13 protein-coding genes are annotated in these 12327 nt (G+C 35.9%); 8 read left to right on the top strand and 5 right to left on the bottom strand.

Annotated features, from left to right (window positions below):
• Positions 1–334 precede the first annotated feature (334 nt).
• The 6 genes from FC97_RS04485 (at position 335) to pcp (ending at position 5456) form a co-directional block, all read left to right on the top strand.
• Positions 335–784, top strand: coding sequence for a hypothetical protein (locus tag FC97_RS04485; protein WP_054642800.1), 450 nt, complete (start codon positions 335–337; stop codon positions 782–784).
• Positions 785–790: 6 nt separating this feature from the next.
• Positions 791–1486 carry a zinc metallopeptidase gene (locus FC97_RS04480; protein ID WP_054642799.1) on the top strand — a complete coding sequence of 232 codons (696 nt, stop codon included), beginning with the start codon at positions 791–793 and terminating at the stop codon, positions 1484–1486.
• Between the two features lie 112 nt (positions 1487–1598).
• Complete coding sequence (cls, locus tag FC97_RS04475; protein ID WP_054642798.1) at positions 1599–3065, top strand: cardiolipin synthase; 1467 nt, start codon at positions 1599–1601, stop codon at positions 3063–3065.
• 136 nt (positions 3066–3201) lie between these two features.
• On the top strand, positions 3202–3858 hold the full coding sequence (locus tag FC97_RS04470) for a DUF969 domain-containing protein (RefSeq protein ID WP_054642797.1): 657 nt from the start codon (positions 3202–3204) through the stop codon (positions 3856–3858).
• A 17-nt stretch (positions 3859–3875) separates the two neighbouring features.
• Complete coding sequence (locus FC97_RS04465; RefSeq protein ID WP_054642796.1) at positions 3876–4793, top strand: DUF979 domain-containing protein; 918 nt, start codon at positions 3876–3878, stop codon at positions 4791–4793.
• A gap of 15 nt (positions 4794–4808) precedes the next feature.
• Positions 4809–5456, top strand: a complete 648-nt coding sequence (pcp, locus tag FC97_RS04460; protein WP_054642795.1) for a pyroglutamyl-peptidase I — start codon at positions 4809–4811, stop codon at positions 5454–5456.
• A 43-nt stretch (positions 5457–5499) separates the two neighbouring features.
• Here the strand turns inward: pcp and FC97_RS04455 are convergent, their stop codons facing one another.
• Together FC97_RS04455 and FC97_RS04450 are read right to left on the bottom strand one after the other, a co-directional pair.
• Positions 5500–6777 carry an MFS transporter gene (locus FC97_RS04455; protein WP_054642794.1) on the bottom strand — a complete coding sequence of 426 codons (1278 nt, stop codon included), beginning with the start codon at positions 6775–6777 and terminating at the stop codon, positions 5500–5502.
• A gap of 146 nt (positions 6778–6923) precedes the next feature.
• Positions 6924–7202 (bottom strand): hypothetical protein, encoded by a 279-nt coding sequence (locus tag FC97_RS04450; protein WP_054642793.1) that lies wholly within the window; start codon positions 7200–7202, stop codon positions 6924–6926.
• A 152-nt stretch (positions 7203–7354) separates the two neighbouring features.
• Between FC97_RS04450 and FC97_RS04445 the strand changes: the two genes are divergently transcribed.
• Positions 7355–8002 (top strand): endonuclease III domain-containing protein, encoded by a 648-nt coding sequence (locus FC97_RS04445; RefSeq protein WP_054642792.1) that lies wholly within the window; start codon positions 7355–7357, stop codon positions 8000–8002.
• A gap of 7 nt (positions 8003–8009) precedes the next feature.
• On the opposite strand, the gene FC97_RS04440 is transcribed toward FC97_RS04445, so the two are convergent.
• Complete coding sequence (locus FC97_RS04440) at positions 8010–8804, bottom strand: hypothetical protein (protein WP_056967868.1); 795 nt, start codon at positions 8802–8804, stop codon at positions 8010–8012.
• Positions 8805–8931: 127 nt separating this feature from the next.
• Here FC97_RS04440 and FC97_RS04435 point away from each other — a divergent pair, with 127 nt between their 5' ends.
• Positions 8932–9930 carry an aldo/keto reductase gene (locus FC97_RS04435; RefSeq protein ID WP_054642790.1) on the top strand — a complete coding sequence of 333 codons (999 nt, stop codon included), beginning with the start codon at positions 8932–8934 and terminating at the stop codon, positions 9928–9930.
• Positions 9931–10003: 73 nt separating this feature from the next.
• Here the strand turns inward: FC97_RS04435 and FC97_RS04430 are convergent, their stop codons facing one another.
• Both FC97_RS04430 and FC97_RS04425 read right to left on the bottom strand, forming a co-directional pair.
• Positions 10004–11590 (bottom strand): ATP-binding cassette domain-containing protein, encoded by a 1587-nt coding sequence (locus tag FC97_RS04430; protein ID WP_054642789.1) that lies wholly within the window; start codon positions 11588–11590, stop codon positions 10004–10006.
• A 223-nt stretch (positions 11591–11813) separates the two neighbouring features.
• Complete coding sequence (locus FC97_RS04425) at positions 11814–12134, bottom strand: bacteriocin immunity family protein (protein ID WP_087882344.1); 321 nt, start codon at positions 12132–12134, stop codon at positions 11814–11816.
• Between the last annotated feature and the right edge of the window lie 193 nt (positions 12135–12327).

Here is a 12327-nt window from a genome sequence, read left to right as displayed (position 1 = left end):
TTCCGAGGATTTGCCTAGGTATCAGAATTGCACGCGTACTTGGCGGGCGATTTTGATACTGTAGCAAACCGGAAGAAATTGGCCTGCGGAGCTCATTTCAGAATAAGAGAGCGGAGCAAGGGCGATTAGCCTCCGAGGATTTGCCTGAGTATTGGAATCGCACGCGCACCATGCGGGCAATTTCAATACTGTAGCAAACCGGAAGAGGTTGCCCTTGCGGAGCTCGTTTCCACTATTAAACATAGAACAATGGTTATTCCAAAAAAGAACCACGAACTACAATAAGAAAAAGGGAGGATAAGTAATACGATCAACCACCGTATGAAATTTTTTAATGACAAACCAAAAAATGCGCGATTATCGACCTTTTATCACAAATAACTTCTGCTGGGATTTCCCCAGTCGCTTTAATCTAAAAGAAGTTAGCGAATTTCTAGATGAGGACATCGATCCCACAACTGAATATATCTCTAATACCGCTAAAGTTATTATGAAAAATGATGGTATTTACTGGTTTATTCAAAAGAAAGAGGCTAAACAGATTTCTGCTTTGATCAGTCTTAGTGATCTCGATCTAAAAAAACATTCAGCAGCTTTGATGATAACTTTCAAAGATCTAACTGATGATGAAAAGAAAGAGATCTCTGATCGGTTACTCATCTTCTTACGTGATCAAATCTTATTGACAGATATTGAAATTAACGACTTGGACCATCTAGTTCAAGAAAACTTCACAAATAATGGTTATACTATCTTTAACAAAAAGTTATTAAAGAGGAGTTAACAATATATGTATACATATGGTTTCTTTGGTCCCAGCTATCTCCTGATAATTATTGGTCTTGTTATCAGTTTATGGGCATCATGGTATGTAAATCATAATTTCAAAAAGTATGATGAAGTTCCTAGTCACCACGGAACTAGTGGTGCTGATGCTGCTAGATTTATTCTTGATAATGCTGGGCTTCAAAACGTTCAAATTCAAAGAGTTAGTGGTAAGTTAACCGATAACTACAATCCTACCAACAAAACATTGAATCTTTCTGAATCCACTTACGATTCAACGTCCGTTGCAGCTATCGGTGTGGCAGCCCACGAGTGTGGACATGCTATCCAAGACCAAACAAGTTATGCCCCTATGAGATTGAGATCAGCTTTGGTCCCTGCTGTAAATCTTGGATCTAACTTTTCAATCCCAATTATCCTATTGGGTGTTATCTTGGGCGCAAATCAAACTTTGATTCAAATCGGAATTTGGTTATTCGCTTTAGTTGTTTTGTTCCAAGTAGTTACTCTACCAGTTGAGTTCAATGCTTCAGGTCGTGCCGTAAAGATCTTAAGTTCCAGTACACTTGTCGATAATGACGAAGTGCCAATGGTCAAACAAGTTCTCTTCGCCGCTGCTTTAACTTATGTAGCTGCTGTAATCTCAACTGCCCTACAACTATTACGTTTAATTCTGATTTTCGGTGATAACAGAAATTAAGCAAAAGTCGCGAAAGCGGCTTTTTTTATTACCAAATTATATTCAATAATTAGATTTTATTAGTATTTTGAAGTAAACTTTCTTTATAAATAAATAGAGGGGAATTTATTTTATGATTGATACTTGGATCATCTGGCTAATTCTCATAATTCTAACAGTCAATACAATATCTGCACTTATTACTGTTTTCCATAGGCCTCGTAATATTGTTACTACTTGGGCCTGGATTTTAGTTCTTGTCCTACTACCAATTTTGGGGTTCCTTATCTATGCCTTCTTAGGCCGTGGAATTGCTCAAGAGAAGATATTCAATATTAGTAAGCAAGAGCACTATAGTTTAAGTCAGTTAAAGAAAATGGCCATTGCTGCTCAAAAGCGTCCTCAGAACGCCTCACGTTATGATGAGACGCATTATGCGGACCATATAATAAGATTCTTCAATGAAACTGAAGAAGCACCGTTAACTCGTCATAACGAGATCAAACTTTATTTTGATGGACAAGAGAAGTTCAAGGGTATGTTTGAAGATATCCGTCAAGCTAAAGAGACCGTTCATGTCGAATACTATGCTTTTATTAAGAGTGACATTGGGGATAAGTTTCTAGATCTCTTAACACAAAAAGCTAAAGAAGGATTAGAAGTCCGTATTCTGTATGATCCATGGGGTTCTGGTGGTACTAAACCGAAATACTTCAAGAGATTCCAAGCCGCTGGTGGTGAAGTCTTGCCTTTTATCACCTCTAAAAACGTCATCGCCAAGACTCGTTTGAACTATCACTTGCACCGAAAAATCGTTGTTATCGATGGTACAACTGGCTGGATCGGTGGTTTTAACGTTGGGGATCAATATGTCAATACGACTGAAAAATTCGGTTACTGGCGGGATACTCATTCTAGAATCTTTGGTGCTGCTACCCTCTTGTTACAAGAGAGGTTTTTCCGTGACTGGAACGCTTCACTAGATCGTAATGCCGAACCATTAGCTTTCTTAGAAAAATACTTTCCATCTGATAAATTTAATTCTGACGCTAACTTACCAATTCAGATTATTTCTGATGGTCCCGATAGCCGTGAAGAGATCTTAAAAGATGGTTTTATCGATATGATTGTCAGTGCTAAGAAGAGTGTTTGGATTCAATCGCCTTATTTGGTACCAGACGATGCGATGTTTACGGCTCTAACCATTGCTGCTCGTTCTGGAGTTGATGTCAGGATCATGATCCCATGCATGCCTGATCATCCCTTCATCTACCGTGCAACACAATATTATGCTAATTTGTTAACCACTTATGGTATCAAGATTTACAGTTATCAAAAGGGATTCTTACATGCTAAAACTTCCGTTTTTGATGGCAAAATCTGTTCCGTCGGTTCAATGAATCATGATTTCAGAAGTTACTCATTAAACTTTGAGGCCAACGCTTTTATCTATGATGCTAAAGTAGCTCACCAGATTGCCCGTTCATTTGAGAATGATATGAAAGATTCATTATTATTAACACCAGAAATCATTAAAGAACAAGGAATGTGGCTTCACTTCAAACAACGTTTCTCTCGTTTGTTATCGCCTATTCTTTAAAATTAAATTACGTAAAGACACAATCGACAATATCTTGATTGTGTCTTCTTTATTAGACTTTTTTTAATTATTCTAACCTTTATTAAATAATACATGCTAAAATGGGAAATAAATTTAATAATTAGGGAGTAACAGAATGGAATATTTAAAATTAATTGGAATAGTTATAATTATTCTTGGCTTCGCTTTCAAATTAGATACCATAGCTGTTGTTGTCGCTGCTGCTCTGGCAACCGGACTAGTTTCTGGTATGTCCATACCTCACGTACTGACAATTCTTGGAAAAGGGTTTATGGATAACCGTATGGTTTCACTATTTTTCCTTACCCTACCAATGATTGGTGTTGTCGAAAGTCATGGTTTGAAGCAAGCTGCCGTCAACGGTATTAGTAAAATCAAGAACCTTTCTGCAGGGAAGATATTCAACCTTTATTTAGCAATTCGTGAAATTACCGATGCCATGGGTATTGCACTTTCCGGTCAAGTTCAATTCATCCGTCCCTTAATCAATCCTATGGCGCAGGCCGCCGCAAGTGTCAAAAAAACTTTAACCGATAAACAAGTTGATTTAATTAAAGCCCGCGCCGCCGCAACCGACAATTTTGGTAACTTCTTCTCACAAAATTTATTCATTGCCTCAAGTGGTGTCCTTTTAATGTCTAGTACCATGAAATCACTTGGCTATACCGCTACACCTGCCAATATTGTGCTTTACTCAATTCCAATGGCTGTCATTACGTTCCTAATTACCGCTTATTACAACAGACGTTTTGATAAGCAATTTGAAGTCTAATAAGCGAGGTTAAACATATGAATGTTAATAATATTCTAGAAATCTTCTACGTTCTAATCGGTTTAATTATGGTTTTCGCCAGCATCGAATCATTTCGTGATAGGGAAAATTCAGCTCGCATTGGTACCGGATTATTTTGGCTAATCATGGGCATCATTTTTGCTGTTGGTAAATACTTACCTAACCTTGTTATCGGCCTCTTAATTGTTTTTGTCGGCATACTTTCTTTACTCAAACAAATCAAGGTCGGCAAACTTAAGGAAGTTAACAAAGAGATCGCCGAAAAATCAGCTAAACGTTTAGGAGCTTGGCTCTTCTTCCCTAGTGTTGTTTTAGCTATCTTTTCTATTCTAATCAGTCAATTCACTAAATTAGGTGGTCAAGTTGGAATCGGTATTGCTTCAGTAATTGCTTTGATTATTGCTATGATCATATCTAAAACTGATGCTAAAACTACTTATCATGATAGTGAAAGAATGGTCCGTTCTGTCGGAACTGCTGGTGTATTGCCACAATTATTAGCTACTTTAGGCGTGATTTTTACTGCTTCTGGTGTTGGCGATGTTACTTCCAAAGCTATTTCCGGTGTCTTTCCAGCAGGTAATCATCTCTTAGGAGTAATCCTATATTGTGTCGCTATGGTGATCTTCACTATGGTAATGGGAAATGCTTTTGCCGCCTTTGCCGTTATCACAGCTGGAATCGGTATTCCCTTTGTTGTAGCTCAAGGTGGTAATCCCGCCGTAGTTGCTGCACTAGGTATGACATCTGGTTATTGTGGTACCTTAATGACACCAATGGCTGCCAATTTCAACTCTTTACCTGTAGCATTACTGGAAATGAAGGATAATTTAGGCGTCATCAAGCAACAATTTCCAATTGCACTAACCCTATTAGTTGTTCAAATTATATTAATGTACTTTTTAGCATTTTAAGGAGGAAATTTTATTATGAAAATTCTTGTAACTGGCTTTGATCCCTTTGGTACTGACAAAATTAATCCGGCTATTGAAGCTGTAAAGAAATTACCCGATACAATTGCTGGAGCTGAAATTATTAAAGTAGAGATTCCAACTATCTTCAATAAATGTGCTGAAGTTGTTCATCAAGCTATTCTTGATAACAAACCCGATTACGTTTTGGATATTGGTCAAGCTGGTGGTCGTTACGCTTTAACACCTGAAAGAGTTGCCATCAATTTTGACGATGGTCGAATTAAAGATAATGCTGGTTACCAACCTCGTAATCAACCAATCCATGAAGATGGACAGAATGCTTATTTCACACAATTGCCTGTTAAAGCTATGGCACAGGCGATTATCGAAGCTGGAATTCCTAGTCAGGTTTCCACAACTGCTGGAACCTACGTTTGCAACCACATCATGTATCAAGTTCAATATATGATTGACAAAGAGTTCCCCGACTTGAAGGCAGGTTTCATGCACATTCCCTTCTTACCTAATCAAGTTTTGAATCGCCCTGAGACACCTTCTCTTTCACTAGCTGACGATGTTAAGGGAATTACTGCCGCCATTACAGCCATTGTTGAACGCGATGGTAAAGGTGATATCGAAGTCATCGGCGGTAGTTTGAATTAAACGCGCCAAAAAGCGACTAACTGAAATCAAGTTAGTCGCTTTTTTAATTATTAATAGTACCTTGATCTTTCAAATAGTCCTTCTTCAAAATTATCCAAATCGTGACTATTGCCAACAATAACATTGCTGCCCCTGCTGCGAAAAATATTATAACGGCGTTATAATGGTCAAATAATAAGCCAAAGAACATTGTCCCAACAGGCATCAAGACAGTGCTCAAAGTCTCATCTATATTGAACACTCGACCTTGCATATCTGGCGGTACCGTCTCTTGCAAGAAAGTATCTAGCGGTGTATTCATGAATGTTAATAAACAGCCATTCGTTGCATTAATAATAATGAAAATAATCGTGATGACTTGGGTCTTGAAGTTCGTTATTGTCGATAAACCGACTGATGACACAATAATGGAAAAAACTATCAACGCTACATAAGAAAACATAATTGGATTAAGGCGTAGATGAATTTTGCTTAAAATCAAACCACCAAGTATCATTCCAACAGCCATTGCGGAATCAGTCATACCATATTGTACGTTAGACAGCTTTAATGTCTTAACTAACAAATATGGATAACCGATATTCATGGACGCAAAGAAAAAATTCAAGGCTCCAGAGGATAAGGTTAAAATAAAAATCAATTTTTGTTTCAACATATAACGGAAACCATCTAAAAAGTTTCCTATTATTGAAGTCTTATTAGCAGTTTCATTGGAAGCTTCCTCATCTACTATTTTTTCAGTTTTCTTATAGTCAAATTTCAAGACTAGGATTCCCAATAAAGCAATCAATTCAAAAATAATTTCTAAATCAGCGAATACAACAATATTGACCATCGTATAGAGCATCGCACCTAAAATTGGTGCCAGAAACTCTGCCAATGAGGTAATTGACTGACTTAGAGAATTAACTTTTTGTAATTCATCATTAGGAAAAAGTTGAATTAAGCTGGACTGAATTGTTGTGCTTAGGAAGCAATCTGTAATTTCCAACATAACAATTAATCCAATCAAAATGTAGAAGTATCCCGCAGGCCACAAGTTGAAATAGAGACTGAATACTAATAGCGAAACACTAGTAACAATTTGTGACACTATCATTATCATTTTATGGGGGACTGTATCAACGATGTATCCAACAAAAGGCATTATAACGACATCAACAAGTGGGCCTGTGATCAGCGAAACTCCCATACTAATAGCGGAACCAGTGCGTTTCAAAATATAAAGGCTGATTGCGAATTGTAGCATTTCACTACCAAAAGTTCCCGCAAACTTTACTAACAAAATTTTATTTAATTGGTTGAAGAGTCTCTTATACATAAGATAGCCTCGAATTTAATTATTAAATTATTTCTAATTAAATTAGTATATCACAATATTTAATAATTATTTCGTTAAATTCGAAGCAAATCTAGCACAAAAAAAGTTCTAAACAAAGAATTTACTCTTTGCTTAGAACTTTTTTATTATAGATTACTTGATTCATAAACCTTATGAACGACTCTTTGATGATACAAGTCGTTTCCTTGTCCCCAGAAAATGAAACTTAGCGATACGTAGATGATCGCAAGTAGAATATTTGTAGCGTTGAATTGCATTAGGCTAGATAACATCAACCAGATGATGAATCCAATTGATAGTACCGGCACAATAGCTCCTAACCATACATGTGAATTATTTGCTAAAACATATTTCTCAAGAATCAAGGAGGCTATTGAACCAATCACAAAAATTATCCCTAACATAATTACACCCCCTGTAATTAACTCAGCGATAAATATGATAACACAACTTATTTTCTGAAATAAAACCATATGTCTATGAAAACGTCTCCAAGTAGTAATTTCGGACAAATTTAGCTATCAAGTGGATAATAACGTTTAGGGGGATATTCACTTTGTATAAACAAATTACAATTTATGACTTACTAGATATTCTGCATCAAAAATTAGGCGAGCAAAACTGGTGGCCCGCTGAAAACACTGAGGAAATGTTAACTGGTATGATTTTAATTCAAAATACTAACTGGAAAAACGCCGATCGCTCGTTAGCTAATCTCAAACAAGCAACCAACTTTGAAGTCGATAAAATGCTGGCTGTACCACAAGATCAGTTGCAAGAATTGATTCAACCTAGTGGCTTCTTTCATAATAAGGCCATCTACCTACGTTCTCTACTGACGGCCTATCGAGATGATTTCGCTGATTGGGAGAAACTCTCTACCAACTTGTTGCGTAAACGATTAGTTGCTCTCAAGGGTGTTGGTAACGAAACTGCTGATGTCTTACTGCTCTACTACTTTCATCGGCCAACCTTTGTCGCTGACAATTATTCCATGAAGTTATTCCGTCATTTACATACTTTCACTGAAAAACCAACTTACATGCAATTGAAAAATGCCGTTGAACGAGATTTCAAATTAACATCCAAGCAAGCCGAAGAGCTTCATGCCTTGATTGATGAGTTCGGTAAGCTCAAAAGTGACTTCTTCGATAACTATCAATTACGTTTACCATATTTAACGCCCCTTAATACTAGAAATTAATTAAAATTCATTTCCAATAATCGGTCAACGCATAAAGATTCTTAAATTCAGTATTATCCTTTAACTTTTTAAACTCAGGGTTATTCAAAATAAATCGTTTCTTATCCTTAACCCATAAATTAGTTCTTGGATTTTTCAATAGATAGAATTGATCAAAATTGATTCCATACTTATCGTCATAAATATTTTGACGAGTTGAATCATAAGCCTCACTAGTCATCTTGAAGGATTTAAAGGAGCCAATTATCACACTTCCTATCTTAGGAACGGGAATATCTTTTCGAACCATTAATACTTTCTGGTCCGGATTGAATTTTTTATTCAAATGTTCACCTTCAATACTGCTAAAAGCATATTTAGCTTTTGTTATACCGCTTCTAAAGACAGTGTAAATACGCTTATTTTTGACTGACTGGTCGCCATGCCACACTTTTTTAACCAATATAGTTGCTTTCGTCTCAACCATTTCTGACATAGGCTCTAAATTTAATACCACTCCTTCAAAAATAGTTGGATTATCAGCATAAAAACGATCTTTCAACGAAAACTTATCCTCATACTTTGAACTATGACCATCTTTAGGATTCTCATAATTCATCTGAATCCTTTCTAACAAGGGCAAATTATCATGATAAGCAATCTGAGGAATATCTTTAGTTAACTTTTTCCATTGGGATTCATTCTTAACTAGTTCTTCAGAATTCTCACTTTTGTGTGTTTCCTTGATTCCTTTAAACTTTGTAATATTAATAGCTAAAATAATTATCAGTAAAAATATCAAAGAGATACTAATTTTTTTCAACCTTCTCCACCACCTCTTCAATCAAGTTATCAAAAAGATGTTTAAAGATTGTATAATCAGAATTTGCGTAAACGCTTCCAGTGACATATTATTGAGCTAATGAGTTTTTTTACGAAAGGATGATTCTATGTATAGAGCTTCAGATAGTCGTTATCAAGGAAACCATATTCGTCATGCTGGTAAAACTGGTTTGATGTTGCCACCAATCTCACTTGGACTCTGGCATCACTTCAGTAGTGCTGATCCATTGAGCGAACGTAAACAAGTTATTTTGCATGCCTTTGACAAAGGTATTTTCCATTTCGATGTTGCTAACCATTATGGCGACGGCACTAAAGATGGTTTAGGCAGTTCCGAGACATTGTTGGGACAAATCTTAAACAGCGACTTGAAACCATACCGTGACGAGTTAGTTATCTCAACTAAGGCCGGCTATGAAATACACGATGGCCCTTATGGTGTTGGGACTTCAAGAAAATCATTGTTACAAGATATTGATGGTTCCCTAGAAAGACTTCAACTAGATTATGTTGATATCTTCTACGCTCACCGTTATGACGATACAACTCCAGTTGAAGAAACCGTCAGAGCTTTAGATGATATTGTCAAATCTGGTAAAGCTCTATATGTTGGAGTTTCCAATTTCGAAGTTCCTGAAATGAAACAAGCTATTAAGATGTTTAAAGAATTAGGCACACCATTTGTTTTGGACCAAATGAGTATGAATATTTTGAATCATCATGTTGAAGATAGTGGTCTAATCGATGTCCTTAAAGATGCTGGTGCTGGTGCTATCGCTTATGGACCTCTATCCGAAGGATTATTGTCAGATAGATATCTTAACGGTATTCCCGAAAGCTTCAAGATTCATCCTACTAACGAGGAACTCTTTGCAGATGGTAAAGATGCTCTAGTTAAAAAACTAAATAAGCTTAACGACATCGCCCAAAGTCGTAACCAAACACTTAGTCAATTAGCATTAGCATGGTTATTAAGAGATCCTGTCGTTGCCAGTGTCATCATTGGAACAACCAACATTGATCATTTAGATGACAATCTCAAAGCACTAGATAATCTTGATTTCAGTAGTGATGAAGTATCAGCTATCACAAATATTCTTCAATAGAAAAGGAAAATAATAGCAGGTAATCAAATTACGATTACCTGCTATTATTTGTTTTAAATACAAAAGATTTTTATCACTCAAATTGAATTATACGATCAAACATAGACTTCTCTTGTTCAGAGATTTTATGCGCAACTTCAATAACCGCAATTTGAGGATTTTTCAATATTGTATTGTGGATTGCCAATGATAATTCTGGGTCCAAAGCACTAGTTGCTTCATCTGCCAATAAAATTGGTCGTTTAGAAAGTAAGGCACGTGCAATCTCAATTCTTTGAATCTGACCACCAGAAAGATTGGCTCCATTCTCACCAACTTGATAATTCCATCCTTTTTCCCCAACTAAACTAAACAGTCCTGACTTTTCAACTGCTTCTTCCATTTCAGAATCAGTTACTTTTCTTCCCAAAGAAATATTGAATTTCAACGTATCATCAAAAATGAATGGTTTCTGATTTACATAGCTGAAACTGTCATGAGCCTTTTGCCAATCACCTGTTACGTCCATCTTATCAATATAAATTTTCCCATCGTTAGGTTTGAGCTTACCCAATATTAATCTCAAAAGGGTCGTTTTACCCCAGCCACTAGGTGCCATCAATAAAACTTTTTCATTCGGATGCACTGAAAGTCCCAAATCCGAAAATAAAGTCTTATCTTTAAGTTTATAAGTTAGATTATCAACATCCAATCCTGTAAACTTCGTATTATTAACTGATGCAGGTTTTGCTTCATCAAATCTCAAAGCCTTCTCAACTTTATCCCACATAGGTTTAGTTGATTGAATTGAATTAATCTGTTGAAAAATATTGATAACTGGATTAACAAAATCATTGGAAAGCTGAACGATCATGACCAAAGTACCAGCACCGATATGACCTTGGAACATCAAAATGGCACCGACTAAGAAAGGAATAATAAAGCTAAAAATCTCCGCTACGGCCATAATAATTTCACCCGCTACAGCTTGAGTATAATTCAAACTCTTAAGCGCATTTTCCATTCTCTTAGCACCCTCAACGACTCTGCCGACGATTGGGATTTGAACATCATATAGATCAGCAGTTGCGGCACCATTCAAACCATCACTGACATTCTGGGTATAACTAGCATTAGCCTTTTCCCAAGCTTCTGATTTGGATTGGATCTTTTTGGTAAAGAACTTCTGAACAAAGCCCGGAATCACCGTTGTAACGATGAATAGTAATGTTAAAATCCAAGAATTAAGTAAACCAACCGTGACTGAGACTACAAAAGACATGAATTCAGTAATTATGGTTAATTCGTTCAATATTTTTAAAGTTTCAATTTGTTTAACGTCATTAGTCATCAGGCTCAGACCATCTTTTTGCGAATCATCTTGCTGTTCAATCAGATAGGCCATTGTCTTTGCTTTCAAATGTACATTGATGTCTTTGACAATATCAAATTTGAGGTAACGATAGGCGAAATTAAAAAACATAATTAAAATAATTGCTAAAGCACCGCTTGCTGCGACGGTTATTAATTGTTTGACACTTCCTTGACGATATTGTGCCATGTTCAACATGATCTTAGTAATATAAGCGATGACCACATTTCCAAAAGCATACACAATTGATAGTAGGAAATACAAAATCATCTTTCCTTTAGAAGTGAAACGTAACGATAAATTTGCCATAGTTCCCCTTTTCCAAATATCATAACGAGAGATATTCTGCTTTACTTAGCAATCAAGTATTAAAAACATTTAATAATCAATACCCCCACAAATACCAATATATAAATATCATCTTGATTTAATTATATATTTTACTACTGGATAATTAGAATTCAAGCAACTATATTAAATTATTTCTAATTACAAATTGTACAAAAAAAGCAAACCTCAACAGGTTTGCTTTTTAATTCATTGAACCAAAAGTAATATTGGTTGAAATCAATCCATAACCCAGATTCAAATCACGCATTTCTTTTTCACTAGGGTTATGTAACTTATCTTTTACATATTGATATAGTGCTCGATTATTCCTAGGCAATCCCATAGGAACGATGTAATTGTCGTGGCAACTTTGGTAAATATCGGCACATACCTCAACTTCTTTTCCACCAGCTAATAACTTTTGAGCAGCTTTCAAAAGTGAATCCTTGTACTCTTTAGGTTGCTCAGAAAGATCCTCATTATATGCCGTATCGATTAGATCGAACAATTCTTGATTCTCCATACTCACATCCCCAATCTTTAGCTTCTAACTATATTATAGACCATGCTAAATATTTCTCACGTTTATACGGTTTTTCCCAACGTTAATATCCTTTTAAATCAAGGAATCACTATTTCTACTATAATTAAAACTATCTTGTTTCAAAATTATAGAAAGGACTCTCATGCGTAAATCTCAAAAAATCAACAAAATA

The organism is Companilactobacillus kimchii DSM 13961 = JCM 10707 (genome assembly GCF_001435445.1).
Lineage (GTDB): Bacteria > Bacillota > Bacilli > Lactobacillales > Lactobacillaceae > Companilactobacillus > Companilactobacillus kimchii.
The sequence above is the reverse complement of the archived record's forward strand: the minus strand, read 5'-3'. Positions and strand labels throughout refer to the sequence as shown.

What these genes read in the sequence shown, in the direction of transcription:
- FC97_RS04485 (WP_054642800.1), top strand. Translation starts at nt 335, where the DNA reads ATGACAAACCAAAAAATGCGCGATTATCGACCTTTTATCACAAATAAC.
- FC97_RS04480 (WP_054642799.1), top strand. Translation starts at nt 791, where the DNA reads ATGTATACATATGGTTTCTTTGGTCCCAGCTATCTCCTGATAATTATT.
- cls (WP_054642798.1), top strand. Translation starts at nt 1,599, where the DNA reads ATGATTGATACTTGGATCATCTGGCTAATTCTCATAATTCTAACAGTC.
- FC97_RS04470 (WP_054642797.1), top strand. Translation starts at nt 3,202, where the DNA reads ATGGAATATTTAAAATTAATTGGAATAGTTATAATTATTCTTGGCTTC.
- FC97_RS04465 (WP_054642796.1), top strand. Translation starts at nt 3,876, where the DNA reads ATGAATGTTAATAATATTCTAGAAATCTTCTACGTTCTAATCGGTTTA.
- pcp (WP_054642795.1), top strand. Translation starts at nt 4,809, where the DNA reads ATGAAAATTCTTGTAACTGGCTTTGATCCCTTTGGTACTGACAAAATT.
- FC97_RS04455 (WP_054642794.1), bottom strand. Translation starts at nt 6,777, where the DNA reads ATGTATAAGAGACTCTTCAACCAATTAAATAAAATTTTGTTAGTAAAG.
- FC97_RS04450 (WP_054642793.1), bottom strand. Translation starts at nt 7,202, where the DNA reads ATGTTAGGGATAATTTTTGTGATTGGTTCAATAGCCTCCTTGATTCTT.
- FC97_RS04435 (WP_054642790.1), top strand. Translation starts at nt 8,932, where the DNA reads ATGTATAGAGCTTCAGATAGTCGTTATCAAGGAAACCATATTCGTCAT.
- FC97_RS04430 (WP_054642789.1), bottom strand. Translation starts at nt 11,590, where the DNA reads ATGGCAAATTTATCGTTACGTTTCACTTCTAAAGGAAAGATGATTTTG.
- FC97_RS04425 (WP_087882344.1), bottom strand. Translation starts at nt 12,134, where the DNA reads ATGGAGAATCAAGAATTGTTCGATCTAATCGATACGGCATATAATGAG.